Source organism: Pseudomonas sp. GW821-FHT10C09 (genome assembly GCF_059415465.1).
In genome coordinates this window covers 83,407-108,662 of sequence record NZ_JBWKNG010000013.1, presented here as the reverse complement: position 1 = coordinate 108,662, position 25,256 = coordinate 83,407, and the positions used below count along the sequence as shown (strand labels likewise).

The window sequence follows — 25,256 nt, the reverse complement described above, 5'->3', positions numbered from 1 at the left end:
CATCGGAAGCTGGACTTAAGCCAGTTTTTCCTTGATGCGAGCTGCTTTACCGGACAGGTCACGCAGGTAGTACAGCTTGGCTTTACGTACGTCACCGCGACGTTTAACGGCCATGCTGTCGATTTGCGGGCTGTAGGTCTGGAAAGTACGCTCTACGCCAACACCGTTGGAGATTTTACGAACGGTGAATGCACTGTTTACGCCGCGGTTACGCTTGGCGATAACAACACCTTCGAACGCTTGCAGACGCGAACGGTCGCCTTCCTTCACTTTCACCTGAACGACAATAGTGTCGCCCGGGGCAAAGGTAGGGATCTCTTTGGTCATCTGCTCTGCTTCGAGTGCAAGGATGATTTTGTTAGTCATGCTGTGCTCCTAAGGTAAATCGTCGGATTTACCATCGATACGTTGTTAACTATCGTCCCGCTCGCGGATGTATTCCTCGAGCAGCTTCTTCTCTTCTCCAGAAAGCGAGCGGCTTTCCAGAAGATCGGCGCGTCGTTCAAAGGTCCTACCAAGGGACTGCTGTAAACGCCAACGCCGGATATGCGCGTGATTGCCACTTAGCAACACGTCGGGAACACGCTGATCCGCATACACCTCCGGTCGGGTGTAGTGCGGGCAATCCAGCAAACCATCCGTAAAGGAATCTTCCTCGGCGGAGTCCGCATGCCCTAAAGCTCCAGGCAGCAGTCGTGTAACCGCATCGATCAGGACCATCGCCGGCAGCTCGCCGCCAGACAGTACATAGTCGCCAATCGACCACTCTTCATCGACATAAGCTTCAATAAATCGCTCGTCAATGCCTTCATAGCGGCCGGCAATCAGGATCAATGCATCCAGATTCGCCAACTCGCGCACCGCCGACTGAGTCAGTTGACGGCCTTGGGGGGACAGGTAAATTACCTTCGCCGCCTCCCCGGCTGCTGCCTTGGCCTGAACCAGAGCATCTTCCAGGGGCTTGATCTTCATCACCATGCCCGGACCACCGCCAAATGGGCGATCATCCACAGTGTGATGTCGATCCGTCGTGTAGTCTCGCGGGTTCCAACAGGTGAGCTGCAAGAGCCCCTGTTTCACCGCCCGACTGGTGATGCCGTACTCGCTGATGGCGGAGAACATCTCGGGAAACAAACTGATCACTTCTACGCGCAAGTTAGCCACGCTTAGAAGTCCGCATCCCATTCCACCTTCATCTCGCCTGCGGCAAGGTCGACGGCCAACACGCATTGCTCCGTATAGGGCAACAGGCGTTCGCGATCATCCAGGCTGCCAGCGCAAGGCTTGACCACCATTACATCATTGGCGCCGGTTTCCAGAAGATGATCGATTTTCCCGAGCAATTGCCCGAGTTGATCAATAACCTTCAGACCTTCCAGCTGGTACCAGTAGTACTCGCCGTCGGTCAATTCAGGGAACAGATTGCGCGGCACACAGATCTCGTAACCGGCCAGAAGACGAGCTTCTTCACGATCATCAAGACCCTTGAGCTTCGCGACCAGGAACTTGTCGTTCCCACGTCCGCTGACCAGCTCGACCTGTTTCACATTGCCTTCGCGCTTGAGCGTCCAGGTTTTGTACTGCAACAGGTTTTCTGTCGGATCAGTAAAGGAATACACCTTCACTTCGCCGCGAACGCCATGAACCGAATAAATTTTGCCAATAACGATCAAATCATCAGCAACAGCTGGCGTCGCGTTCATATTGCTCAGGCCGCAGCCTTAGCCGAGTCCTTCAACAACTGAGCAACACGCTCAGAAGGTTGTGCACCAACGCTCAGCCAGTAGGCTACGCGCTCTTGGTTCACGGACAGACGGACTTCTTGACCACGAGCAACAGGGTTGAAGAAACCAACCTGTTCCTTGTGCGAACCGTCGCGCGGGTTGCGGCTGTCGGTTACGGTCAAGTGGTAAAACGGGCGCTTTTTGGAGCCGCCAAGGGCAAGACGGATTGTTAGCATGTGAACATCGTTCCTGTAGTCGGTGCTGCAAATCTAAAGGCACAGCGGGCATAGGTGCCCGAAAGGCCGCATATTCTAAGGAATATCCGGACTTTTGCAAATGTCTTTTTCCGGCGGCCTATCGGACGCCATCCAGATTTGCTATAGAGCCGTCGTTAAAAACGGCCAGTCAGCTCCCGCCAAGTGCGGGTTTGCTGGAGATCCCACTTCCGTGTGGGGTTGCGCAAGAGCAAGCCCTTGCGCGAATTCTTTACATTTTAGGCATGCCGCCGCCGGGCAACATACCGCCCATGCCGCGCATCATTTTGGCCATTCCGCCTTTCGCGGAGAATTTCTTCATCATCTTCTGCATCTGCTTGTGTTGCTTGATCAAGCGACCAATGTCCTGCACTTGAGTGCCGGAACCCATGGCAATCCGGCGCTTGCGCGAACCGCTGATCATCTCAGGGTCGCGGCGCTCGGCCGGGGTCATGGAGTTGATGATGGCTTCCATCTGCTTGAATTGCTTTTCTGCCGCGCCCTGGGCATTGCCCATCTGCGCCAGGTTCACGCCGCCGATGTTCGGCAGTTTGTCCATGAGGCCGCCGAGGCCGCCCATGTTCTTCATTTGTTGCAACTGATCGCGGAAGTCTTCGAGGTCGAACCCCTTGCCCTTCTTCAGTTTCTTGGCCAGTTTGTCGGCCTTGTCCTTGTCCAGGGTCGCTTCGGCCTGTTCGATCAGGCTGAGCACGTCGCCCATGCCGAGGATGCGCGAAGCGATACGCTCAGGGTGGAACGGATCGAGCGCGTCGCTCTTCTCGCCCATACCGATGAACTTGATCGGTTTGCCGGTGATGGCGCGAACCGACAGCGCGGCACCGCCCCGGGCATCGCCGTCGACCTTGGTCAGGATCACGCCGGTCAGCGGCAATGCATCACCAAACGCCTTGGCGGTGTTGGCAGCATCCTGGCCGGTCATGGCGTCAACCACGAACAGGGTTTCGACCGGGTTGATCGCGGCGTGCAGCGCCTTGATCTCGCCCATCATCTCTTCGTCGATGTGCAGACGACCGGCGGTGTCGACGATGACCACGTCGATGAATTTCAGTTTTGCTTCTTTAATAGCCGCTTGCGCGATGTCGACCGGCTTCTGGCTCAGGTCGGACGGGAAGAAGGTCACACCGACTTCACCGGCAAGCATTTCCAGCTGTTTGATCGCCGCTGGACGGTAAACGTCCGCGGACACGACCATGACCGACTTCTTCTTGCGCTCTTTAAGGAAGCGCGCCAGCTTGCCGGCGGTGGTGGTTTTACCCGCGCCCTGCAAACCGGCCATCAGGATCACGGCAGGTGGAACGGCGCTCAGGTTCAGGTCTTCGTTGGCCGCGCCCATCAGGCTTTCGAGCTCGGCCTGGACGATCTTCACAAAGGCCTGGCCCGGCGTCAGGCTGCGCGACACCTCGGTGCCGACAGCGCGTTCCTTGACCGAATTGACGAAGTCTTTGACCACTGGCAAGGCGACGTCGGCTTCGAGCAACGCCATGCGCACTTCGCGCAGGGTGTCTTTGATGTTGTCCTCGGTCAGCTTGGCCTTGCCGGTGACATGGCGCAGCGTCTGCGAGAGACGGTCGGTTAAGTTTTCAAACATTGCGCGATCCTTTCAGGCCCTGTGTAGACCGGGATAATGGCGGCCCAGACCGGAATAAACATGTGCTCGGCGAGCCTGCGGCGTGGGCAGGTCGCGGATTATAGCGAAGACTGCGTCTGGCGGACACCTCACACTTTCGTGCGGCGGGGGTTCTATGCCAAACTCAGCGCCTTTCGGGCTTGCCTAACAGGATTTATGCTCCCCTTGTCACCCAGTTTGCTTACCACCCTCGCCGCCGCCTGCTTATATGCCGCTGCGACTCTTTATCAGGGCTCTCGTCTGGCCACCGGCGCCAAGGCGAACAAGCGCCTGCTGGTCACGCTCGGCGTGCTGGCCGTACTGGCCCACAGCGCCAGCCTGCTCACCCACCTTCTGACGCCGATCGGCCTGGGCCTGGACTTTTTCAGCGCCGCCAGCCTGATTGCCGCGGCGGTCATCGCATTGACCCTGCTGGCCTGCTCGCGGATCCCGGTGGAAAACCTGCTCGTATTGCTGTTCCCGCTGGGGGCAGCGACCGTGTTGCTGGCGCAGTTCGCGCCGGCCGGCACTGTACAGGTCATCGACGAAGAACCGGGCATCCTCGCCCATATCCTCTTGTCGATCCTCGCTTACGGCATGTTCACCATCGCGGTGTTCCAGGCGTTGCTGCTGCTGGTTCAAGACCACCAGCTCAAGCACAAGCATCCGTCAGGACTGATCAAGAACTTCCCGCCGCTGCAAACCATGGAAAGCCTGTTGTTCGGTTTCCTGTGGGCCGGCTGGACCCTGCTATCGTTGTCATTGATCTCCGGCTGGCTGTTTGTCGACAACCTGTTCGCCCAGCATCTGGTGCATAAAACCTTGCTGGCGTGCCTGGCCTGGATTGTCTTCAGCGTGCTGCTATGGGGCCGTAACCGCCTCGGCTGGCGTGGACACAAGGCGATTCGCTGGACCCTCGCCGGTTTCTGCCTGCTGATGCTGGCGTATTTCGGCAGCAAGCTGGTTCGTGAATACATCCTGCATATCTGACGAGCGGCATTAATGGACGACTTGCCCATAGGGCCGATGCTCGCGGTATTGGCCCTGCTGATTTTATGGTCGGGGCTGTTTACCGCCATTGAAGTGGCACAACAGCATTTGCTGGCCCAGCGCACCGCCTCGCGTTCGAGCGACAAACCGGTGGCGAAGCTGAGCTTTCCGCTCAACAGCCTGATCTTCTGCAATACCCTGTGTCGCGCGCTGGTCATGGTGATCAGCACCTTGCTGGCGATTTTCACTTGGTCGGCCAATGGTCCGTGGGCTGCCTGCATTGGCGCTGGCGCCGCACTGCTGATATTCGCCGACTACCTGCCGCGCACCTTCGCCACTCGCTACCCTGACGCCGTGCTGAACCTGGGCAACACGTTGCTCGGTGTTCCTCTGAAAATCATCTACCCGGCCGCCTGGCTGCTCAACGCCATCAGCCAGTTACTGATGCGACCGTTCGCCCGCAAAGTCAAAGTGGTACAGCAGAGCGAAGACGAAATGCCAGGGGATCGCCAAGACGATCACGACCACAGTGTCTGCCGCCCGCACCCTCTGTCCGGCATCCACGCGCTGGACAACATCACGGTTAACGACATTCTGGTGCCGCGCAGTGACGTCGACGGCATCAACCTCGACGATCCAATTGAAGAAATCATCGAGCAACTGCGCCACAACAAACGCACGCGCCTGCCGGTCTTCCACAGCGACATCAACCAGGTCGAAGCGGTGCTCAATACCCGGCACATCCGTCATTTGCTGCCCGATGCCAGCCTGACCATGGAAGCGCTGATGGCGGCCAGCCACGACCCTTATTTCGTCCCGGAAAGCACTCCGCTGCAGCTACAGCTGCTGAATTTCCACAAGCAGCAACGGCGCTTGGGCATGGTGGTCGACGAATACGGCGAAGTGCTTGGCATCGTCACCCTCGAAGACATTCTGGAAGAAATCGTCGGCGAGTTCGAAAGCCAGCACAACCTGCACAACCCACACATCCATCCCCAGGCCGACGGGCGTCTGGTGATCGATGGTGCGGCGTCGATTCGCGATCTGAACAAGAGCCTGGGCTGGCATCTCCCTAGCGACGGTCCGAAAACCCTTAACGGGTTGGTGACCGAGGCCCTGGAGACCATTCCGGACAGCGCGGTATGCCTGAAGATCGGTCGCTACCGGCTGGAGATTCTGGAAACCGAAGATAACCGCGTCACGCGGGTGCTGATCTGGCATACCAGCTCGGTGCCAGCCGTCATCTAAAGCCCCTCGCCACAATGCCCTCACCAAGCCCCTTGTTGAATCGTTAGGCGCCTTCCTATAATCGGGGCGCTTACCCAAGCCCCGCCCCACCCCAGTGCTACCCGCACGCCGCATAAAAACCCACATCCCTGGGTGTTCGACCATAATAATTCGCTCCACTGGGGCACATGACTGTCAGGGATAACCGCATGACGACCAGCACGACTTATACCGAAACCACGCCTGCGCAACCGACGAACTCTGCCACCCGGGTGGCCACCGCGAGCTTCATCGGCACCGCCATCGAGTTTTACGACTTCTACGTCTATGCCACTGCGGCTGCGCTGGTGATCGGGCCGGTGTTCTTTCCGCAGACCTCCGGCACCGCGCAAATGCTGTCGGCGTTCCTCACCTTCGGCATCGCCTTTCTTGCGCGACCACTGGGTTCAGCGCTATTCGGCCATTTCGGTGACCGTATCGGGCGCAAATCGACCCTTGTGGCCTCGCTGCTGCTGATGGGCGTCTGTACCACGTTGATCGGCGTGTTGCCGGGTTACGACAGCATTGGCGCCTGGGCGCCGATCCTGCTGTGTGTGCTGCGCTTTGGCCAGGGCCTGGGACTGGGCGGTGAATGGGGCGGTGCGGCGTTGCTGGCGACCGAGAATGCGCCCAAGGGCAAACGTGCCTGGTTCGGCATGTTCCCGCAGCTTGGCCCTTCGATTGGTTTTCTGGCCGCAAACGGACTGTTCCTGACCCTGGCCATGACCCTGAATGACGAACAATTCCGCTCGTGGGGCTGGCGGATCCCCTTCCTGCTCAGCGCCGTTCTGGTGATGGTCGGGTTGTACGTGCGCCTCAAGCTCCACGAAACCCCGGTGTTCGCCAATGCCATGGCCCGTCAGGAACGGGTGAAAATCCCGCTGGTCGAGCTGTTCAGCCAATACTGGGCACCGATGCTGCTGGGCGCCGGGTCGATGGTGGTGTGCTACGCGCTGTTTTACATCTCGACGGTGTTTTCGCTGAGTTATGGGGTGTCGACCCTCGGCTATACCCGTGAAACCTTCCTCGCCCTGCTGTGCTTCGCCGTGCTGTTCATGGCCGCAGCAACGCCGCTGTCGGCATGGGCCAGCGACCGTTACGGGCGCAAACCGGTGCTGATCATCGGTGGCGTGCTGGCGATTCTGTCCGGATTCTTGATGGAACCGCTGCTGACTCACGGCTCGACTTGGGGTGTGGCGCTGTTTCTGTGCATCGAACTGTTTCTGATGGGCGTGACGTTTGCGCCGATGGGCGCGTTGCTGCCGGAGCTGTTTCCGACTCACGTTCGCTATACCGGTGCGTCGGCGGCCTACAACCTGGGTGGGATCGTCGGTGCCTCGGCGGCGCCGTTCTTTGCGCAGAAACTGGTGGCGATGGGTGGTTTGAGTTATGTCGGGGGGTATGTGTCGGCGGCGGCGGTGCTGAGCTTGATTGCGGTGCTGTGCTTGAAGGAGACACGGCATAACGATTTGAATCGAGTCGCCTGAAGAAAAAGCTTCGCGAGCAGGCTCGCTCCCACATGGATCACACCGAACCTGTGGGAGCGAGCCTGCTCGCGAATGCCGCGCCTCGGTTTACAGCTCGACGACAACAGCCTGCGCAGCGCGGGTCGCTTTAGCCCGAGCCAATTCAATCGACTCATCCCGCGCCAACGCCACACCCATCCGGCGCTGGCCATTCACTTCAGGCTTGCCGAACAGACGCAACGCCGTGTCCGGCTCGCTCAACGCCGCACCCAGGTTAGCGAAAGCAGTCTGGGTCGACTGCCCTTCCACCAGAATCACCGCCGAAGCCGAAGGCCCGAACTGACGGATCAACGGGATCGGCAGGCCCAGAATCGCCCGCGCGTGCAGCGCGAATTGCGACAGGTCCTGGGAAATCAGGGTCACCAGGCCGGTGTCATGCGGACGCGGCGAAACTTCGCTGAACCACACCTGATCCCCTTTGATGAACAACTCGACGCCAAACAGACCACGACCACCCAAGGCTTCGGTCACGGCTTTGGCCACGCGCTCGGACTCAGCCAGGGCAACCGGGCTCATGGCTTGCGGCTGCCACGATTCCTGATAGTCGCCCTTCTCCTGACGGTGACCGACCGGCGCGCAGAATGTGGTGCCACCGACGTGACGCACGGTCAGCAGGGTGATTTCGTAGTCAAAGTCGATGAACCCTTCGACGATCACGCGACCTTTGCCGGCGCGACCGCCTTCTTGCGCGTAGTCCCACGCGGTCTTGACGTCATCGGCGCTGCGCAACAGGCTCTGGCCCTTGCCCGACGAACTCATCACGGGCTTGACCACGCACGGGAAGCCGAGGTCTTCAACGGCTTTGCTGTAGTCCTCGAAGGTATCGGCGAAGTGGTACGGCGACGTCGGCAGGTCCAGCTCTTCGGCGGCCAGGCGACGGATGCCTTCGCGGTTCATGGTCAGCTGTGCAGCACGTGCGGTCGGGATCACGGTGAAGCCTTCGGCTTCCAGTTCGACCAGCGTGGCGGTGGCAATGGCTTCGATTTCCGGCACGATGAAGTGCGGCTTCTCGGCTTCGATCACTGCACGCAGGGCGGCGCCGTCGAGCATGTTGATCACGTGGCTGCGATGGGCAACTTGCATGGCCGGCGCGTTGGCGTAACGGTCGACGGCAATCACTTCAACGCCCAGGCGTTGCAGCTCGATCACCACTTCCTTGCCCAACTCACCACAGCCACACAGCAATACGCGGGTCGCGGTTGGCGACAATGGAGTTCCGATACGGGTCATCTCAGGTCCTCAAGAAGCGGATCATCGAGGGATGCAACGCCTGGCGCGCTTCCCATGGGGAGAAAGCGCGGCATTTTACATGAACCGCAGGGTTTGGCTTCAGCTGACGACGGCCTGTTTGCGCAAGCGCCAGGCCATGATCAGCCACACGGCGGTCACGCCAGCGAACTTCGAGCCCATGGCGGTGAGGATCACGCCTGGGGTGAAGGCGTCGATCATGCCGAAGAAGATGAAGGTATCGAGGGGAATGCTCAGCGCCGAACTTATCCACAGGCGATCGTGCAGCGGACGCTTGGTGATGCTGAACACCAGCCAGTCGATGCATTCGGACACCGCGAACGCTGTGGCGCTGGCCAACGCTATGGACGGATCGGAAGTGACGTAGGACAGCACCAGCGCGGCCAGCATCGCGGCGATGGCGCCGTGGCCGAAGCGGGTTTGCACCATGTCGCGGAGCACGAACACCAGCCCACCCCAGGCCGACCAGATAATGTCGAGGTGTGGGGCGGTGGAAAAGGCGTAGTTGATCAGCACGACGCTGCTGATGTAAGCGATCAGGAAGAGCATGGGGCGTGGGGATACCTGTCAATTTGGCGCACAGATTACTTCAGGAGACAGGATGGACCAAGCGCGGAGGTGGCAGTGATGGCCTCTTCGCGAGCAGGCTCGCTCCCACAGGGGACCGCGTTCTAACAGAAAGAATGCGACTCAATGTGGGAGCGAGCCTGCTCGCGAAGGCCGCACCTCATTTATCCGATTTTGTTCCAATCATCCAGAGCAACCCGCTGGATTTCGCCCGCTCATGACACAACCCCAACACCGCGCGGCGCTCATCGTTGGTCATCCGGCTCCAGCGGGTGATCTCTTCCACCGTGCGCTGACACCCGGTGCAAATATCATCGTCATCCAGTGCGCAAATATTCACGCAGGGCGAGAGCACTGGCCGTTCTGTGGCGCTCATTCTTCCTGCTCGACCAGATCGCGGGCGTAGCGCTGCGAGTTATGCACATAGTGAGCGGCGCTGGCTTCGAGCATCTTTTTTTGCGGTTCGGTCAATTCCCGCACCACTTTGCCCGGCGAACCCATGACCAGCGAACCGTCGGGAATTTCCTTGCCTTCGCCGATCAGCGAATTGGCGCCGATGATGCAGTTCTTGCCGATCTTCGCGCCGTTCAAAATCACTGCATTAATACCGATCAAGCTGTAGTCGCCCACGGTGCAGCCATGCAGCATGGCGTTGTGGCCGATGGTCACGCCGGTGCCGATGGTCAGCGGGAAGCCCATGTCGGTGTGCATCACCGTGCCGTCCTGAACGTTGCTGTTCTTGCCGATCAGGATCAGTTCGTTGTCGCCGCGCAGCACGGCGTTGAACCAGACGTTGGCGCCCTCTTCCAGTTTGACCTTGCCCACCAGCACGGCATTGGGTGCGACCCAGCTCTGCGGATGGGTTTCGACGCGGGCGTCGCCCAGGCGATATTTCATCTTGTTGTCCTCAAGGCCAGGCAGGCTCGGTTCACGCCATACGAACGATGGCTTCAGGTGTTGATAAAACTCTTGGGCGGTTGATGCAGGCTGATTTTGGCGTCATAGAGCAGGTTGATCAACTCGACGATCATAATCGCCGTCAGGCCCCAGATCTTGTATTCGCCATAACGATAGCTCGGCACGTACCAGCTACGGCCCTGGTAATCGATACGATGGGTGTGTTCGCGGGGGTCTTTGCGGAAGAATTCGAGCGGCACGCTGAAGACCGCTGCGATCTCGGCATCGTTGGCCCGGTACTCGACGAAGTCCGGGATCACGCCGACATAGGGCGTGACCTTGATGCCGTGCAGGGAGATCAGCGGGCTGAGCGGGCCGATGACTTCGACCAGCCCCGGCGGCAGGCCGATTTCTTCTTCGGCTTCACGTAGCGCAGTGAAAATCAGGTCGGGGTCTTCGGGGTCTCGGCGACCGCCGGGGAAGGCGACTTCACCGCCATGGGTCGAGAGCCCGCTGGCGCGCAGGGTCAGCACCAGTTCCGGTTCATCGCTGCGAGTGATGGGGACCAGGACCGCGGCTTCGGGGAAACGTTTATCGGTTTCCAGCGTTGTCGGCGTGTGGTTGCTTACCCGATGAAGTAGCTCGTCCAGCATGAGTGCTCTCGATCTGTGCCTTACCCTGCATCATGCACCAATCGAACGGACCGCCCAACCCCATAAACACGGCATGTCGCTAAACGACAACTTGCCGACTGACACCGCCGCACGCCAAGATAGGCGCAGCATTCAGGAACCCAAGCATGAAATTTTGCAGTCAGTGCGGCAACCCGGTGATCCAGCGCATTCCCGAAGGCGATTCGCGCCTGCGGTTTGTCTGTGACAGCTGCGATACGATTCATTACCAGAACCCCAATATCGTCGCCGGCTGTGTCGCGACCTGGGGTTCGAAAGTGTTGCTGTGTCGACGCGCCATCGAGCCACGGCGCGGTTACTGGACCTTGCCGGCCGGTTTCATGGAAAACGGTGAAACCATCGAGCAGGCGGCCATTCGCGAGACTGCCGAAGAAGCCTGCGCCCGGGTACGCAACCTGAGCATCTATACGCTGATCGACGTACCGCACATCAGTCAGGTGCATGTGTTCTTTCGCGCGGAGCTTGCGGACCTGGACTTTTCAGCCGGCCCAGAGAGCCTGGAAGTGCAGCTTTTCGAAGAAGCCGACATCCCTTGGTCCGACCTGGCTTTCCGCACCGTGGGCCGTACCTTAGAATGCTTCTTCGCTGACCGGCGGGCCGAGGATTACCCTGTGCGGTCCGAGTCGATCCCGCCGCTTGCTCAGCCTGCCATCACTTAAAACATCTATAACTAAAATAGCCGACACCTCTAGGGATATCGTTTCAATGCGCTGGTTGCTTGCCGTGTTCTGCTTGTCGTTCGTCGCAATGTCGCAGGCTTCCGTCGTGGAAACCGTGAACGGCAAAGCCATCGAAAAAGTCCTGATTCTCAAGTCCGCCCATCAATTGCAATTGATCAATGACGGCAAGCCGCTCAAGACTTATCGCATTTCCCTGGGCAAACACCCCAAGGGGCCGAAGCTGATGGAGGGCGATAAACGCACGCCTGAAGGTTTCTATTGGGTGGACTGGCGCAAGGTCAGCGATCGCTTCAACCTGGCCATGCACATCTCCTACCCGAACATCAGCGACTCCGCCCGTTCGCGGCGTGAAGGTGTCGATCCCGGTGGCATGATCATGATCCACGGCACTCCGGACACGGAAGACACCCCTGAAGACCTGTTCCACACCCTGGACTGGACCGACGGCTGCATCGCCATGCGCAACATGGACATGCGCGAAGTCTGGAACCTGGTGCCGGACGGCACGATGATCGAAATCCGCCCGTAACGTCCACCCCCTCGCCACAAACGGCGACCTTCGGTCGCCAGCAAAAAAATAATTTCAAAAGATCGCAGCCTGAGACAACGCCTGCCGGGGTGATACCAATTCCCCGCGCAAGCGTCACCACAGACTGCGATCTTTGCGTTCAAAACCGCCATCGTTAATACCACTTCAACCCACCCGCCTATAAGTCCGTCAAGCAGGACAGGCTTTCGTACGCCTACAACAAAGCACTGGCATTGACATGGTATTTAAGTGGTATTAGTTTTCATCGCACAACCGGGCGACAACAATCCTACATCCGCATCGGACCAAACCTACATGAATGACCTCCGGGCCTTACGCCCCGACGACACCCAACCCACGCCGTTGTACCTGCAACTGGCGCGCAATCTGGAAGCGGCCATCCATGCCGGCCAGTGGAAAGCCGAACAGGCCATGCCGTCGGAACGCAGCCTCAGCGAAATGCTCGGCATTTCCCGCGTCACCGCACGCAAGGCGCTGGAAGTGCTGTTCGAGCAAGGTCTGATCCGCCGCAATCAAGGTTCCGGCACCTTCATTACCCCACGCCTGGAACAACCGCTGTCGCGGCTCTCGGGTTTCAGCGAAATGCTCCGGCTCAAGGGCTTCGTTCCCGGTTCGCAATGGCTGGAACGGGAAATCACCCCGCCGACCCACGAAGAACTGATTCGCCTGAGCCTCTCGCCCAACGACAAGGTCGCGCGGCTCAAACGCCTGCGTAAAGCCGACGACACCGTGATGGCGATCGAGATGAGCACCCTGCCCGCCTCGATCATTCCAAAGCCGCAAGCCGTGGGCGACTCCCTCTACGAATTCCTCGACGGTATCGGCAAACCGGTCGTGCGCGCGCTGCAACACATCCAGGCGATCAACGCCTCGGATGAATTTGCCGCCCTGGTCGGCATCGCCCCCGGCACCGCCATGTTGCTGATGACCCGGGTCGGTTATCTGGAAGACAACACGCCCATCGAAGTCACCGACACCTATTGCCGCAACGACTACTACGACTTTGTTGCAGAGCTTCGCCGCTAAGCGCCAGGAAAACGATCATGACCGAAGACAACATCCTCACCGCCCACGGCTGGATTCGCGGCCGGCTGATTCACGAACACGGCAAAGTCGTGTCGATCGAAGGCGTGCCCTGCGATCCGGCGGACAACGACTTGCCTTATCTGCTGCCGGGTTTCATCGACCTGCACGTCCACGGCGGCGGCGGCAAAGACATCATGGAAGGCGCAACAGCCTTCGAGACCATCACCCGAACCCACGTGCGCTTCGGCACCACGTCGCTGCTGGCGACCACCATGACCGCGCCGAGCGAAGAGATTTCCAGCGTACTCAAAGCGCTCGGCGAGTTCTGCGAGACGCGCCCGAAAGGCAGCGCCCGGGTACTCGGCGTGCACCTAGAAGGCCCGTACATCAACCCTGGCAAACTCGGCGCACAACCGAACTTCGCCCACACCGCGTTGATGGCCGAAGTCGAAGAGTATCTGACGCTGGCGCCGATCCGCGTGATCACCATCGCCCCGGAAATCGCCGGCCATGACGCTTTGATCCGCGCCCTCAGCGCTCGCGGCGTACGCATGCAGATCGGCCATACGCTCGGCAGCTACGAGGAAGGCGTCGCAGCGCTGGCGGCGGGTGCGAGCAGTTTCACTCACCTCTACAACGCCATGAGCCCGCTGCATCATCGCGAGCCGGGCATCGTCGGCGCAGCGCTGGCCCACGCCAAATATGCCGAGCTGATTCCGGACCTGTTGCACGTACACCCCGGCGCCATCCGCGTGGCCCTGCGCTCGATTCCGTGCCTGTATTGCGTGACCGACTCCACCGCCGCCGCCGGCATGCCCGACGGTGAATACAAGCTCGGCAGCCACACCGTGACCAAATGCCTGGGCGGCGTGCGCCTGCCCGACGGCACCCTCGCCGGCAGCACCCTGACCATGGATCAGGCATTGCGCAATCTGGTGAAGATCGGTTTGCCGATTGCCGAGGCCTCGCAACGTCTTTCGCTATTCCCCGCCGATTACCTCGGCCTTGAAGAACGCGGCCGCCTCACACCGGGCAGCTGGGCCGACTGCGTGCGGCTGGATCGCTCACTCACACTGACCGCCGTCATGGTCGAAGGAGAAGACATTGACTTCAAAAATGCTTGAAGAGGCGCTGTCCTCGTTCGAGGCCGTGCAGGCCCAATTGCAACAGCTCGACCCGCAGATGCTCGAGATTGCCGGACGCCTGCGTCGTCAACCACCGCAAGTGGCGATGACCGTCGCCCGTGGCAGCTCCGACCACGCCGCCAGTTACTTCGCCTACCTGACCATGCAACTGCTGGGCATTCCGGTGGCGTCGTTGCCGATGTCGGTGGTGACCATGCAGCAAGCGCCGTTAAAAGTCAGCGGTCAGGTGGCGTTTGCCTTCTCGCAGTCCGGGCAAAGTCCTGATCTGGTGAACAGCCTGCGCCTGTTGCGCAAGCGTGGTGCCCTGAGCATTTCCATGGTCAATGCCGAAGGCTCGCCACTGGAGGCAGCGTGTGAATTCAGCCTGCCCTTGTTGGCCGGCACCGAAAGCAGCGTCGCCGCGACCAAGAGTTTTATCGCCACGCTCAGCGCCAGCGCTCGTCTGATCGCGCACTGGAAAGACGATGTAGAAATGCTCGAAGCCGGCAACGCCCTGCCGGACGGTCTGCGTGACGCCGCGCAGCAGGATTGGAGCGTGGCCATCGACGCCCTGCGCGATTGCCAACGCCTGATGGTGATCGGTCGCGGCGCCGGGTTCGCCATCGCCCAGGAAGCGGCGCTGAAATTCAAGGAGACCTCGGCGATTCAGGCGGAAGCGTTCAGCAGCGCCGAAGTCCGCCACGGCCCGATGGCCTTGATCGACGAACACTATCCGCTGCTGATCTTCGCCCCACGCGGTGCCGAACAGGCCGGTTTGTTGAGCCTCGCCGCCGACATGCGCCAACGTGGCGCCCGCGTATTGCTGGCCGCGCCCGATGACATCGCCGAACGCGACCTCACCCTGACCCGCGCCGAACACCCGGCCCTTGATCCGATCCTGGCGATCCAGAGTTTCTACGTCATGGCCGCCGGTTTGGCGGTTGCCCGCGGCATGGACCCGGACCAGCCGCGTCATTTGAGCAAAGTCACGCGCACCCATTAAGTCGAGTTGATCCGAACCGTCGTTTTTTATTCATGAGACCGAGCCATGCATAACAACAATAAAGAGCTGACCCTCAGCGCCCCGCTCAGCGGCCCGGTGCTCACGCTCGCCAAGGTCCCGGACCCGGTGTTCGCCAGCGGCGCAATGGGCGACGGGATCGCCATCGATCCCCTGAACGACACCCTTCATGCCCCTTGCGCAGGCGTCGTCGTGCACGTCGCCCGAACCGGGCATGCGATTACCTTGCGTGCCGATAACGGCGCTGAACTGTTGCTGCACCTGGGCCTCGACACGGTCGAGTTGCAGGGCGAAGGCTTCTCGATGCTGGTCAAGGAAGGCGCGCGGGTCAGCAATGGCCAGCCGCTGTTGCGCTATGACCTGGACAAGGTTGCGCAGCAGTGCAAAAGCCTGGTCAGCCTGATGATCCTGACCAACAGCGAGGAATTTCAGGCACGGCCAATCACCCTCAAATCGGTAAAGGTCGGCGAGCCGTTGTTGCACATTATTCGCCGGCAGTCCTGCGGTGCGATGGTCGAGACCGACGCCTCGGGCATCGAAGTGAACGGGCATGTCCACGTCGCCTTTCGCGGCGGTTTACATGCGCGTCCTGCGGCGCTTATTCGTCAGACCGCGCAAGGTTTCAAGAGTAAATCGCAGCTGCATTTCGGCGGTAAATCGGCGACCTGTGACAGCTTGATCGGGCTGATGGGCCTGGCGATCGGCGAGCAGGATGAAGTGCAAGTCAGTTGCCAGGGCGCAGATGCCGAAGCGGCGTTGCAAGCCTTGTTGACCGCGCTGGCCACCGCCCTGGCCGAAGACAACCACGCCGCCGCGCCAACGCCGATCGCCCAACGCAATCGTCCCGCCGAAGCCGGTGTGCTACACGGTGTTTGCGCCGCGCCCGGTCTGGTCGGTGGGCCACTGTTTCGATTGAGCGTCATCAGCCTGCCGGTTGATGCAGGTAATCATGATCCCGAGCAACAACGGCATGCGCTCGATACCGCGCTGACCCTCGTGCGTAGCGAAATCGAGCACACCCTGGCCCAGGCCAAAAAGCACAAGCACACCGACGAAGAAGCGATTTTTGCAGCGCACCTCGCGCTGCTTGAAGATCCGGCACTGCTGGACGCGGCGAATACCTCCATCGACCAAGGCATCGCCGCGACCCACGCCTGGAGCCAGTCAATCGACGCCCAGTGCGAAGTTCTGCAGCAACTCGGCAGCCCGTTGCTGGCCGAGCGCGCCAATGATCTGCGCGACCTCAAACAGCGCGTGTTGCGCGCCTTGCTCGGTGAGGCCTGGCATTACGACGTGCCGGCGGGCGCCATTGTCGCGGCGCACGAACTGACCCCGTCAGACCTGTTGCAACTCAGCCAGCAAGGCGTCGCCGGGTTGTGCATGGCCGAGGGTGGCGCGACCTCCCACGTGGCGATTCTTGCGCGCGGCAAAGGCTTGCCTTGCATGGTTGCACTGGGCTCGGCGCTGCTGAATCTGGAGCAAGGCCAATCGGTGGTGCTGGACGCTGACGGGGGTCGTCTCGAACTGGCACCGACCACTGAACGCTTGGCCGATGTGCATCAGGCGCAACTCGATCATCAGCAGCGCCGCGCGCTTCAACAGTCTCAAGCGCACACCCGCGCACTGACGCTCGACGGTGTGCATATCGAGGTGGCAGCCAATGTCGCGTCCAGCGCCGAAGCGGCCGATGCGCTGGCCAATGGCGCCGACGGTGTCGGCCTGCTGCGTACCGAGTTTCTGTTCGTGGATCGCAATACCGCGCCGGATGAACAGGAACAGCGCCTCGCCTATCAAGCCGTGCTCGATGCGATGGGCGACAAATCGGTGATCATCCGCACCATCGACGTCGGCGGCGACAAGCAACTCGACTACTTGCCCCTGCCGGTCGAGGCCAATCCGGTGCTTGGCTTGCGCGGCATTCGTCTGGCTCAAGTGCGCCCGGAATTGCTCGATCAGCAACTGCGCGCACTGCTGCATGTTCACCCGATATCGCGCTGCCGAATTCTGTTGCCAATGGTCACCGAGGTCGACGAGCTGCTGCACATTCGCAAGCGCCTTGAGGCGTTGTGTTGTGAACTCGGCGTGAGTGAACGCCCGGAGCTTGGGGTGATGATCGAAGTCCCGGCCGCAGCATTAATGGCCGAGCACTTGGCCGAACATGCGGATTTCCTGTCCATCGGCACTAACGACTTGTCGCAATACACCTTGGCCATGGACCGCGACCACGCGGGCCTCGCTTCACGCGTCGACGCCCTGCACCCGGCGCTGCTGCGCTTGATCGCACAGACCTGCGCGGGTGCGGCGGTGCATAACCGTTGGGTTGGCGTCTGCGGCGCGCTCGCCTCCGACCCGCTGGCGACGCCGGTGTTGATCGGCCTGGGGGTCAGCGAATTGTCGGTGAGCCCGGTGCAAATCGGCGAAATCAAAGACCGCGTGCGCCACCTCGACGCCGCCGAATGCCGACGCATCAGCCACGACCTGCTCAAACTGAGCAGCGCTGCGGCCGTGCGTCACGCCTGTCACCAGCAATGGCCTCTGAGCTGAAAACAACAACTCTCAAACAATAAGAGCACAGGGAGATTCGCCATGTACCAACACTTCATCGAAGGCCTGCAGCGCCTCGGGCGCGCATTGATGCTGCCGATCGCAATCCTGCCGATTGCCGGATTGCTGCTGCGCCTCGGCGACACTGACCTGCTGAACATCGCGATCATTCACGACGCCGGCCAAGTGATCTTCGCCAACCTGGCAATGATCTTCGCCATCGGCATCGCGGTCGGTTTCGCCAAGGACAACAACGGCACCGCAGGCCTGGCCGGGGTGATTGGTTACCTGGTGATGATCTCCACCCTCAAGGTGCTGGATGCGAGCATCAACATGGGCATGCTCGCCGGGATCGTCAGCGGCTTGATGGCCGGCGCGCTGTACAACCGCTTCAAGGACATCAAGTTGCCGGAGTACCTGGCGTTCTTCGGTGGCCGGCGCTTTGTGCCCATCGTCACCGGGTTTGCCGCCGTCGGCCTGGGCGTGATCTTCGGGTTGATCTGGCCACCGATCCAGCAAGGCATTAACAGTTTCGGCGCCTTGATGATGGAAAGCGGCAGCTTCGGCGCTTTCGTCTTCGGCGTGTTCAACCGTTTGCTGATCGTCACCGGCCTGCATCACATCCTCAATAACATGGCGTGGTTCGTCTTCGGCAACTTCACCGACCCGACCACGGGCGCCATGGTCACCGGCGACCTGTCACGCTACTTCGCCGGCGACCCGAAGGGCGGCCAGTTCATGACCGGCATGTTCCCGATGATGATCTTCGGCCTGCCCGCCGCCTGCCTGGCGATGTACCGCAACGCCCTGCCGGAGCGCCGCAAGGTCATGGGCGGGATTTTCCTGTCGATGGCCCTGACGTCGTTTTTGACTGGCGTGACCGAGCCGATCGAATTCGCCTTTATGTTCCTCGCGCCGTTTCTGTATTTGCTGCATGCGCTGTTGACGGGGTTGTCGATGGCAATCACCAATGCGCTGAACATTCACCTTGGGTTCACCTTCTCCGGTGGTTTCATCGACATGATTCTCGGCTGGGGCCGATCCACCAATGGCTGGTTGGTGATTCCGGTGGGGCTGGCGTATGCGGTGATCTACTACGTGGTGTTTGATTTCTGTATCCGCCGTTTCAACCTCAAGACGCCAGGACGCGAAGAGATGCCTGCCGGCGAGAAAGTCGTGGTCGCTGAAAACGAACGGGCCGGGGCATATATCAAGGCCTTGGGCGGTGCGCACAACTTGATCACCGTCGGGGCCTGCACCACGCGGTTGCGGTTGGACATGGTGGATCGCAACAAAGCCAACGATGCCGAGTTGAAAGCGCTGGGGGCGATGGCGGTAGTGCGTCCAGGTAAAGGCGGGAGTTTGCAGGTGGTGGTTGGGCCGATGGCGGACAGCATTGCTGATGAAATTCGCTTGGCGATGCCGGCGTTGGGGCGTGCGATTGTGTCCTCTCCTCCTGCTGTTATCGATGCGCCGGCACCTGCGGCGGTGGCCGCTCCGGAAGCGCAGCAATGGCTGGATGCGTTGGGGGGCGGCGAGAATGTGCTGCAGATGGACTGCATCGCCATGACACGGATTCGGCTGCAACTGGCGGATGGCAAATCGCTGTCGGAGTGTGATTTGAAGGTGCTGGGGTGTCAGGGTGTCAGTCAGCTGGAAGGTGGCGTTTGGCACCTGCTGATTGGTGACAAGGCATCGAGCTTGAGTGATGCGCTGGAGGTGTTGGTGAATCGAAGTGAGGTGAGTGCCAAGGTCTGAATCTCTGGCGCCTGTCAGTCCGTCATCGCGAGCGAGCTTGTTCGCGATGAGGCACTAAATAACACCTTGGACTCAACGCCCGCAGGTCATGACCGGTCCTGCGGGCTTTTTCATTTCAACTACCCCAGCGGATCGGGATGCGACCCACTTAAGCTCAAGCAGATGTTGCGCGCTGCTCCGCCTCGTAATGCCGAGTCTGGAATGGCATAAGAGCTTGAGCCTTCAGGCCGAGGCCTTCATTCAGCCCCCAGGAAACGGCAAGTACATCACGGCGCCTACGAAGGGGTACGACTGCATAGGGCGCGTCCCCTTGCCTGGCAGTCGAGTACGCAAAAAGCTCAAGAGCATTGAGGGTTTCGGACACGCGGCTATCGGACACGCACGAAAAACGAGTAAACCGTTCGAGTAAATAGCCTGCACGCCGAACTTCTACCTCATCAGTGTGGCAGTTCAGAAAAGCAGTTACTTCACTCTCAAGATTCAAATTGGAGTACCAAACAGCTTTGGCAGCGCTGACCAGCGCAGCGTCATCTGCTTGATTCAAAGGTTTTTTGACCAAGGTGTCCAAGGCGGATGAGAGGACGTGGCCGCTATGGGGCGTCGCCATCTGTAGTCTCCAGGTAATCTTGAGTAATTGCGTCCGGCGATTCCATCTTTGAACCTCAAGTGGATTGAAGTGTTTGTGATGGACAAAGGTTGGACGTGGCACTTCCGACGGACAACCTGAAAAAATTGTCGGATATTTCCTCGAGCGATGTAGCCGTTACAGCGCCGCACCGCAGCTCCCACAGGGAATTTTTACACCTGCAAGAGATTGGTCGGCTTTCAGGCCGCCTTCGCTGGCAAGCCAGCTCCTACAGTAGATCGCCGTACAGCCCTTGCTTTTCACCACTCAACAGGCCGAGCGTTAGCTCGCCGGCAGCTCTTGATCTTGATTCACCCGCCCCCTCGGGAGGCTGAGTGGAGGTGTTCATCCGGGGAGTGGCGCGCAGCGCCGTTCGACGCAGTCGAACACGCTGCATGTAGGTCGAAGCGAAGCCGACCGGAGGGCAGTGTCCCCGGATGGATACCGGAGCGAAGGAACGCCGAGCCTGAGCGAGGGGCCGGACGCTCGGGGCGAGCCTTTTTTTGCTTACTTTTTTTTGGCGTTTGAAAAAAAGTGAGTCGCCGTAAGGGCGAAACCCTAAGTGGCCGTTACCGCAGAAATGGATATGTACTCAGTCAACAACAGCATGGTCGGCCCGAAGGCCGTCATCGCAGGCAACAAAAAACCCGCTGAACGCAAATTCAGCGGGTTTCTCATTTCAGCAGTCAGGAAGATCAGAAGTCTTCCAACCGCCACACTTCATAAGCCGGCGTCTCGTAGGGATGGCTCTCTTTCAAAGCCACCACCACCGCGCGAATCAACTCATCGCTGACCACCAGCTCAACCTTCCATTCCTCAACCTGCTCGACCTGCCCCGCTTCACCAATGAACGGCTGGCTGCCGTCCAAAGGGCGAAACTGGCCGAGGCCGAGCACTTGCCACGCGCAATGGTCGTAAGCGCCGATCCGTCCGCCACCGGCGGCAAAAACGGCACTCTTGACCTGTTCCACATGACTGGCCGGAACAAAAAAACTCAGCTTGTACACGACGCTTAGTTCACCCACACGCGAGCGTTACGGAACATACGCATCCAAGGTGCGTCTTCGTTCCAGTCTTCCGAACGCCACGAGTTCTGCACGGCGCGGAACACGCGCTCCGGGTGCGGCATCATGATCGTTACGCGACCGTCGCGGCTGGTCAAACCGGTGATCCCGCGTGGCGAGCCGTTCGGGTTGGCCGGGTATTTTTCGGTGACCTTGCCATGGTTGTCGACGAAACGCATCGCCACGCAACCCGACAGATCGGCTTCCAGCAACGCTTCTTCGCTGGCGAACTCGGCATGACCTTCACCGTGAGCGATGGCGATTGGCATGCGCGAACCGGCCATGCCCTGCAGGAAGATCGAGTTCGACTCCTGGACCTGAACCATCGCCACGCGCGCTTCGAACTGCTCGGAGCGGTTGCGTACGAAGTGCGGCCAGAACTCGCTGCCCGGGATCAGCTCGTGCAGGTTGGACATCATCTGGCAACCGTTGCACACGCCGAGGGTGAAGCTGTCGTTACGTTCGAAGAAGCCCTGGAACGCATCGCGAGCGCGGCTGTTGAACAGCGCGGACTTGGCCCAGCCTTCGCCGGCACCGAGCACGTCGCCGTAGGAGAAACCGCCGCAAGCGACCATGCCCTTGAAGTCGTTCAGGTCGACACGGCCGGCCAGAATGTCGCTCATGTGCACGTCGATCGCGTTGAAACCGGCGCGGTCGAACGCGGCCGCCATTTCCACCTGACCGTTGACGCCCTGCTCACGCAGTACGGCAACCTGTGGGCGAATGCCTTTCTTGATGTAAGGCGCGGCGACGTCCTGGTTGACGTCGTAGCTCAGCTTGACGCTCAGGCCCGGGTTGTCTTCTTCCAGCAGCACGTCGAACTCTTGCTCGGCGCAGTCGGCGTTGTCACGCAGACGCTGGATCTGGTAGCTGGTTTCAGCCCACTGACGCTGCAGCAGACGACGCTGACCTTCGAACACGGTTTCGCCGTTGAAGGTGATGTTGATCTGGCCGTTGTTCATCGGCTGACCGATCACCGACACGCAGTCACCCAGACCGGCTGCGCTGAACTGCGCGAGGATGTCCGGGGTGGCGTCCTGACGAACCTGGATCACCGCACCCAGTTCTTCGTTGAACAGGATCGCGGCGATGTCAGCGGAGGTTTCCGCCAGGCCGTCGAGGTTCAGGCTCAGACCGCAGTGACCGGCGAAGGCCATTTCCACCACGCTGGTCAGCAGACCACCGTCGGAACGGTCGTGGTACGCCAGCAAGTGACCGTCGGCATTCAGGCCCTGGATCACCGCGAAGAAGGCCTTGAGGTCTTCGGAATCGTCAACGTCCGGCGCTTGCGAGCCGAGCTTGCCGTGCACCTGGGCCAGGATCGAGGCGCCCATGCGGTTCTGGCCACGGCCCAGATCGATCAGGATCAGGTCGGTGGTGCCCTTGTTCATGCGCAGTTCCGGGGTCAGGGTCTGACGGATGTCAGCCACTGGCGCGAAACCGGTCACGATCAGGGACATCGGCGAAGTGACTGTCTTGTCGACGCCTTCGTCGCTCCAGCGCGTGGCCATGGACATGGAGTCCTTGCCCACCGGAATGGTGATACCCAGCTCAGGGCACAGTTCCATACCGACCGCTTTCACGGTGTCGTACAGACGCGCGTCTTCACCCGGGTGACCGGCAGCGGACATCCAGTTCGCCGACAGCTTGATGTCGGAGATCTTGTTGATGCGCGAAGCGGCGATGTTGGTCAGGGTTTCGCCGATGGCCATGCGGCCCGACGCGGGAGCGTCCAGCAGTGCCAGCGGAGTACGCTCGCCCATGGCCATGGCTTCACCGGTGTAGACGTCGAAACTGGTGGCGGTGACGGCAACGTCGGCCACCGGAACCTGCCACGGGCCGACCATTTGGTCACGGGCCACGAGGCCGGTGATGGTACGGTCGCCGATGGTGATCAGGAAGCTTTTGCTCGCAACAGCCGGGTGATGCAGGACGCGCTCTACGCAGTCTGCAATCTCCAGCGTCGACGGATCGAAGTCGTCGCCCAGTTCGTTTTCACGAACGGCCGAACGGTGCATGCGCGGGGCTTTGCCCAGCAGCACTTCGAGTGGCATGTCCACCGGGCTGTTGCCGAAGTGACTGTCGGTGACGGTCAGTTGCGGCTCCGCAGTGGCTTCGCCGACGACGGCGAACGGGCAGCGCTCGCGCTCGCAGATCGCCTGGAAGCGTTCGAAGTCGGCCGGGCCGACCGCCAGAACGTAGCGTTCCTGGGATTCGTTACTCCAGATTTCGTGCGGGGCCATGCCCGGCTCGTCGTTTGGAATGTTGCGCAATTCGAAGCGGCCACCGCGGTTGCCGTCGTTGACCAGTTCCGGGAAGGCGTTGGACAGACCGCCCGCGCCGACGTCGTGGATGAAGCTGATCGGGTTTTTGTCACCCAACTGCCAGCAACGGTCGATGACTTCCTGGCAGCGACGTTCCATCTCAGGGTTTTCGCGTTGTACGGAAGCGAAGTCCAGGTCAGCCGAGCTGGTACCGGTGGCCATGGAGGAAGCCGCGCCGCCGCCCAGGCCGATCAACATCGCCGGGCCGCCGAGCACGATCAGCTTGGAGCCAACGGTGATCTCGCCTTTCTGTACGTGTTCGGCACGGATGTTACCCATGCCGCCGGCCAGCATGATCGGCTTGTGGTAACCACGAACTTCGTCGCCACGCGGGGTGGTGATCGACTGTTCGAAGGTACGGAAGTAACCGGTCAGGGCCGGACGACCGAATTCGTTGTTGAACGCGGCGCCACCCAGTGGGCCTTCGATCATGATGTCCAGCGCGGTGACGATGCGCTCAGGCTTGCCGTACGGCACTTCCCACGGCTGTTCGAAGCCCGGGATTTGCAGGTTGGACACGGTGAAACCGGTCAGGCCAGCCTTCGGCTTGGCGCCACGGCCGGTCGCGCCTTCGTCACGAATCTCACCGCCACTGCCGGTGGATGCGCCCGGGAACGGGGCAATCGCAGTCGGGTGGTTGTGGGTTTCGACTTTCATCAGGATATGCACCGGTTCCTGCACCGCGCCGTACTGGCGGGTTTCAGGGTCCGGGAAGAAACGGCCGGCGACGTTGCCGACGATGACCGAGGCGTTGTCCTTATAAGCCGACAGAACGCCTTCGCTGTGCATCACGTAGGTGTTCTTGATCATGCCGAACAGGCTTTTTTCCTGGCTCTGGCCGTCGATATCCCAACTGGCGTTGAAGATCTTGTGGCGGCAGTGCTCGGAGTTCGCCTGGGCGAACATCATCAGTTCGATGTCGTGCGGGTTGCGCTTCAAGCCGACGAAGGCGTTGACCAAGTAGTCGATTTCGTCTTCGGCCAAGGCCAGGCCCAGCTCGGTGTTGGCTTTTTCCAGCGCGGCGCGGCCGCCACCCAGCACGTCGATCGCGGTCAGCGGCTTCGGTTCGGCGTGGCTGAACAGGCCGGCGGCCTGTTCGAGGTTGGCCAGAACGATTTGCGTCATGCGGTCGTGCAAGGTGTCGCAGATCAGCTGTGCTTCGGCATCGCTGAACTGACCGGCTACATAGAACGCGATGCCGCGTTCCAGGCGCTGGATCTTGCTCAGGCCGCAGTTGCGAGCGATGTCGCTGGCTTTACTGGACCACGGCGAGATGGTGCCGAAACGCGGCAACACCAGGAACAGACGACCGGTCGGCTCTTGTACCGGAACACTTGGGCCGTACTTCAGAAGGCGCGCGAGCACCTGCTGTTCGTCGCCGGTCAGGACGCCGGTAACTTCGGCGAAGTGAGCGAATTCAGCATACAGGCCGCTGACAGCCGGGACCTTCTGGCTCAGTTGCTCAAGAAGTTTGCTGTGGCGAAAGGCAGAAAGGGCAGGAGCGCCGCGCAGGATCAACATCTTCGGGACAGCCTCGGGAGGGGTGTGCTTTGAGGCCGTGCATTCTAGCCTAAACCGCCCGCGACATCACCCGAAACGGTACAGGCGGCAACACCTGCGTGTCGGGCCGGGGATCCGGGCCTGAGAATGGCGCTCAAAAAGGGTTATTTTTTCTGTCACAAAATCCTGTTCGGGCCCATTCCTGCGGGCTCCGGAGCGGTTTTCAATTGCCTAGCAGACAAGCCCTTC

23 protein-coding genes are annotated in these 25,256 nt (G+C 60.4%); 10 read left to right on the top strand and 13 right to left on the bottom strand.

What is annotated here, in order from left to right; all coding sequences use genetic code 11:
- Nucleotides 1-15: 15 nt before the first annotated feature.
- The 5 genes from rplS to ffh all read right to left on the bottom strand — a co-directional run bounded on the left by rplS (nucleotide 16) and on the right by ffh (nucleotide 3,587).
- A complete protein-coding gene (gene rplS, locus AC07N8_RS15330; RefSeq protein WP_003175895.1) occupies nucleotides 16-366 on the bottom strand; it encodes a 50S ribosomal protein L19 in 351 nt (116 codons plus the stop codon).
- A gap of 45 nt (nucleotides 367-411) precedes the next feature.
- Complete coding sequence (trmD, locus tag AC07N8_RS15325; RefSeq protein WP_483840388.1) at nucleotides 412-1,185, bottom strand: tRNA (guanosine(37)-N1)-methyltransferase TrmD; 774 nt, start codon at nucleotides 1,183-1,185, stop codon at nucleotides 412-414.
- A complete protein-coding gene (rimM, locus tag AC07N8_RS15320) occupies nucleotides 1,167-1,703 on the bottom strand; it encodes a ribosome maturation factor RimM (RefSeq protein WP_008014731.1) in 537 nt (178 codons plus the stop codon). The genes trmD and rimM overlap by 19 nt, the downstream gene beginning before the upstream one ends.
- Before the next feature lie 5 nt (nucleotides 1,704-1,708).
- Entirely contained in the window at nucleotides 1,709-1,960 is a 252-nt protein-coding gene (rpsP, locus tag AC07N8_RS15315; RefSeq protein ID WP_045059142.1) for a 30S ribosomal protein S16, read from the bottom strand.
- 250 nt (nucleotides 1,961-2,210) lie between these two features.
- Entirely contained in the window at nucleotides 2,211-3,587 is a 1,377-nt protein-coding gene (gene ffh, locus AC07N8_RS15310) for a signal recognition particle protein (RefSeq protein WP_027924907.1), read from the bottom strand.
- Nucleotides 3,588-3,782: 195 nt separating this feature from the next.
- Here ffh and AC07N8_RS15305 point away from each other — a divergent pair, with 195 nt between their 5' ends.
- The 3 genes from AC07N8_RS15305 to AC07N8_RS15295 all read left to right on the top strand — a co-directional run bounded on the left by AC07N8_RS15305 (nucleotide 3,783) and on the right by AC07N8_RS15295 (nucleotide 7,348).
- Nucleotides 3,783-4,595, top strand: coding sequence for a cytochrome C assembly family protein (locus tag AC07N8_RS15305; RefSeq protein WP_140666509.1), 813 nt, complete (start codon nucleotides 3,783-3,785; stop codon nucleotides 4,593-4,595).
- A gap of 12 nt (nucleotides 4,596-4,607) precedes the next feature.
- Nucleotides 4,608-5,843 (top strand): transporter associated domain-containing protein, encoded by a 1,236-nt coding sequence (locus AC07N8_RS15300; protein WP_493144402.1) that lies wholly within the window; start codon nucleotides 4,608-4,610, stop codon nucleotides 5,841-5,843.
- Between the two features lie 188 nt (nucleotides 5,844-6,031).
- Nucleotides 6,032-7,348: an MFS transporter gene (locus tag AC07N8_RS15295; protein ID WP_223512020.1), complete on the top strand. Its 1,317-nt coding sequence runs from the start codon at nucleotides 6,032-6,034 to the stop codon at nucleotides 7,346-7,348.
- An 87-nt stretch (nucleotides 7,349-7,435) separates the two neighbouring features.
- Here the strand turns inward: AC07N8_RS15295 and purT are convergent, their stop codons facing one another.
- The 5 genes from purT to AC07N8_RS15270 form a co-directional block, all read right to left on the bottom strand.
- On the bottom strand, nucleotides 7,436-8,617 hold the full coding sequence (gene purT, locus AC07N8_RS15290) for a formate-dependent phosphoribosylglycinamide formyltransferase (protein ID WP_140666515.1): 1,182 nt from the start codon (nucleotides 8,615-8,617) through the stop codon (nucleotides 7,436-7,438).
- A 99-nt stretch (nucleotides 8,618-8,716) separates the two neighbouring features.
- The gene (locus AC07N8_RS15285) at nucleotides 8,717-9,184 is read right to left on the bottom strand and encodes a VUT family protein (RefSeq protein WP_310263625.1); all 468 of its coding nucleotides are present in this window, start codon (nucleotides 9,182-9,184) and stop codon (nucleotides 8,717-8,719) included.
- A gap of 178 nt (nucleotides 9,185-9,362) precedes the next feature.
- Nucleotides 9,363-9,578, bottom strand: a complete 216-nt coding sequence (locus AC07N8_RS15280) for a DUF1289 domain-containing protein (RefSeq protein ID WP_483840386.1) — start codon at nucleotides 9,576-9,578, stop codon at nucleotides 9,363-9,365.
- Entirely contained in the window at nucleotides 9,575-10,099 is a 525-nt protein-coding gene (locus AC07N8_RS15275; protein ID WP_034154816.1) for a gamma carbonic anhydrase family protein, read from the bottom strand. The genes AC07N8_RS15280 and AC07N8_RS15275 overlap by 4 nt, the downstream gene beginning before the upstream one ends.
- A gap of 53 nt (nucleotides 10,100-10,152) precedes the next feature.
- A complete protein-coding gene (locus tag AC07N8_RS15270) occupies nucleotides 10,153-10,752 on the bottom strand; it encodes a CoA pyrophosphatase (RefSeq protein ID WP_483840385.1) in 600 nt (199 codons plus the stop codon).
- A 146-nt stretch (nucleotides 10,753-10,898) separates the two neighbouring features.
- Here AC07N8_RS15270 and AC07N8_RS15265 point away from each other — a divergent pair, with 146 nt between their 5' ends.
- The 7 genes from AC07N8_RS15265 to nagE all read left to right on the top strand — a co-directional run bounded on the left by AC07N8_RS15265 (nucleotide 10,899) and on the right by nagE (nucleotide 19,494).
- The gene (locus tag AC07N8_RS15265) at nucleotides 10,899-11,450 is read left to right on the top strand and encodes an NUDIX hydrolase (protein ID WP_483840384.1); all 552 of its coding nucleotides are present in this window, start codon (nucleotides 10,899-10,901) and stop codon (nucleotides 11,448-11,450) included.
- 46 nt (nucleotides 11,451-11,496) lie between these two features.
- The gene (locus tag AC07N8_RS15260; RefSeq protein ID WP_483840383.1) at nucleotides 11,497-12,000 is read left to right on the top strand and encodes a L,D-transpeptidase family protein; all 504 of its coding nucleotides are present in this window, start codon (nucleotides 11,497-11,499) and stop codon (nucleotides 11,998-12,000) included.
- 315 nt (nucleotides 12,001-12,315) lie between these two features.
- Nucleotides 12,316-13,047, top strand: a complete 732-nt coding sequence (locus tag AC07N8_RS15255) for a GntR family transcriptional regulator (RefSeq protein ID WP_483840382.1) — start codon at nucleotides 12,316-12,318, stop codon at nucleotides 13,045-13,047.
- Nucleotides 13,048-13,064: 17 nt separating this feature from the next.
- Complete coding sequence (nagA, locus tag AC07N8_RS15250; protein ID WP_493144406.1) at nucleotides 13,065-14,171, top strand: N-acetylglucosamine-6-phosphate deacetylase; 1,107 nt, start codon at nucleotides 13,065-13,067, stop codon at nucleotides 14,169-14,171.
- Entirely contained in the window at nucleotides 14,152-15,174 is a 1,023-nt protein-coding gene (locus AC07N8_RS15245) for an SIS domain-containing protein (protein WP_483840380.1), read from the top strand. Before nagA ends, AC07N8_RS15245 begins: the two co-directional genes overlap by 20 nt.
- A gap of 45 nt (nucleotides 15,175-15,219) precedes the next feature.
- Nucleotides 15,220-17,736: a phosphoenolpyruvate--protein phosphotransferase gene (gene ptsP / locus AC07N8_RS15240; protein ID WP_493144408.1), complete on the top strand. Its 2,517-nt coding sequence runs from the start codon at nucleotides 15,220-15,222 to the stop codon at nucleotides 17,734-17,736.
- A 42-nt stretch (nucleotides 17,737-17,778) separates the two neighbouring features.
- On the top strand, nucleotides 17,779-19,494 hold the full coding sequence (nagE, locus tag AC07N8_RS15235; protein WP_493144410.1) for an N-acetylglucosamine-specific PTS transporter subunit IIBC: 1,716 nt from the start codon (nucleotides 17,779-17,781) through the stop codon (nucleotides 19,492-19,494).
- A 154-nt stretch (nucleotides 19,495-19,648) separates the two neighbouring features.
- On the opposite strand, the gene AC07N8_RS15230 is transcribed toward nagE, so the two are convergent.
- The 3 genes from AC07N8_RS15230 to purL all read right to left on the bottom strand — a co-directional run bounded on the left by AC07N8_RS15230 (nucleotide 19,649) and on the right by purL (nucleotide 25,028).
- Nucleotides 19,649-20,101: a hypothetical protein gene (locus AC07N8_RS15230; RefSeq protein ID WP_493144411.1), complete on the bottom strand. Its 453-nt coding sequence runs from the start codon at nucleotides 20,099-20,101 to the stop codon at nucleotides 19,649-19,651.
- Between the two features lie 713 nt (nucleotides 20,102-20,814).
- Entirely contained in the window at nucleotides 20,815-21,126 is a 312-nt protein-coding gene (locus tag AC07N8_RS15225) for a YqfO family protein (protein WP_059181570.1), read from the bottom strand.
- A gap of 5 nt (nucleotides 21,127-21,131) precedes the next feature.
- On the bottom strand, nucleotides 21,132-25,028 hold the full coding sequence (gene purL, locus AC07N8_RS15220) for a phosphoribosylformylglycinamidine synthase (protein WP_493144413.1): 3,897 nt from the start codon (nucleotides 25,026-25,028) through the stop codon (nucleotides 21,132-21,134).
- Nucleotides 25,029-25,256 lie beyond the last annotated feature (228 nt).

Bases quoted from the DNA above. Each gene is read 5' to 3' on its own strand.
- trmD (WP_483840388.1), bottom strand. From the start codon at position 1,185: ATGGGATGCGGACTTCTAAGCGTGGCTAACTTGCGCGTAGAAGTGATC.
- purT (WP_140666515.1), bottom strand. From the start codon at position 8,617: ATGACCCGTATCGGAACTCCATTGTCGCCAACCGCGACCCGCGTATTG.
- rplS (WP_003175895.1), bottom strand. From the start codon at position 366: ATGACTAACAAAATCATCCTTGCACTCGAAGCAGAGCAGATGACCAAA.
- AC07N8_RS15255 (WP_483840382.1), top strand. From the start codon at position 12,316: ATGAATGACCTCCGGGCCTTACGCCCCGACGACACCCAACCCACGCCG.
- purL (WP_493144413.1), bottom strand. From the start codon at position 25,028: ATGTTGATCCTGCGCGGCGCTCCTGCCCTTTCTGCCTTTCGCCACAGC.
- AC07N8_RS15270 (WP_483840385.1), bottom strand. From the start codon at position 10,752: ATGCTGGACGAGCTACTTCATCGGGTAAGCAACCACACGCCGACAACG.
- AC07N8_RS15295 (WP_223512020.1), top strand. From the start codon at position 6,032: ATGACGACCAGCACGACTTATACCGAAACCACGCCTGCGCAACCGACG.
- rpsP (WP_045059142.1), bottom strand. From the start codon at position 1,960: ATGCTAACAATCCGTCTTGCCCTTGGCGGCTCCAAAAAGCGCCCGTTT.
- AC07N8_RS15300 (WP_493144402.1), top strand. From the start codon at position 4,608: ATGGACGACTTGCCCATAGGGCCGATGCTCGCGGTATTGGCCCTGCTG.
- AC07N8_RS15275 (WP_034154816.1), bottom strand. From the start codon at position 10,099: ATGAAATATCGCCTGGGCGACGCCCGCGTCGAAACCCATCCGCAGAGC.
- ffh (WP_027924907.1), bottom strand. From the start codon at position 3,587: ATGTTTGAAAACTTAACCGACCGTCTCTCGCAGACGCTGCGCCATGTC.
- ptsP (WP_493144408.1), top strand. From the start codon at position 15,220: ATGCATAACAACAATAAAGAGCTGACCCTCAGCGCCCCGCTCAGCGGC.
- AC07N8_RS15285 (WP_310263625.1), bottom strand. From the start codon at position 9,184: ATGCTCTTCCTGATCGCTTACATCAGCAGCGTCGTGCTGATCAACTAC.
- AC07N8_RS15260 (WP_483840383.1), top strand. From the start codon at position 11,497: ATGCGCTGGTTGCTTGCCGTGTTCTGCTTGTCGTTCGTCGCAATGTCG.
- AC07N8_RS15280 (WP_483840386.1), bottom strand. From the start codon at position 9,578: ATGAGCGCCACAGAACGGCCAGTGCTCTCGCCCTGCGTGAATATTTGC.
- nagA (WP_493144406.1), top strand. From the start codon at position 13,065: ATGACCGAAGACAACATCCTCACCGCCCACGGCTGGATTCGCGGCCGG.
- AC07N8_RS15230 (WP_493144411.1), bottom strand. From the start codon at position 20,101: ATGGCGACGCCCCATAGCGGCCACGTCCTCTCATCCGCCTTGGACACC.
- rimM (WP_008014731.1), bottom strand. From the start codon at position 1,703: ATGAACGCGACGCCAGCTGTTGCTGATGATTTGATCGTTATTGGCAAA.
- nagE (WP_493144410.1), top strand. From the start codon at position 17,779: ATGTACCAACACTTCATCGAAGGCCTGCAGCGCCTCGGGCGCGCATTG.
- AC07N8_RS15265 (WP_483840384.1), top strand. From the start codon at position 10,899: ATGAAATTTTGCAGTCAGTGCGGCAACCCGGTGATCCAGCGCATTCCC.
- AC07N8_RS15305 (WP_140666509.1), top strand. From the start codon at position 3,783: ATGCTCCCCTTGTCACCCAGTTTGCTTACCACCCTCGCCGCCGCCTGC.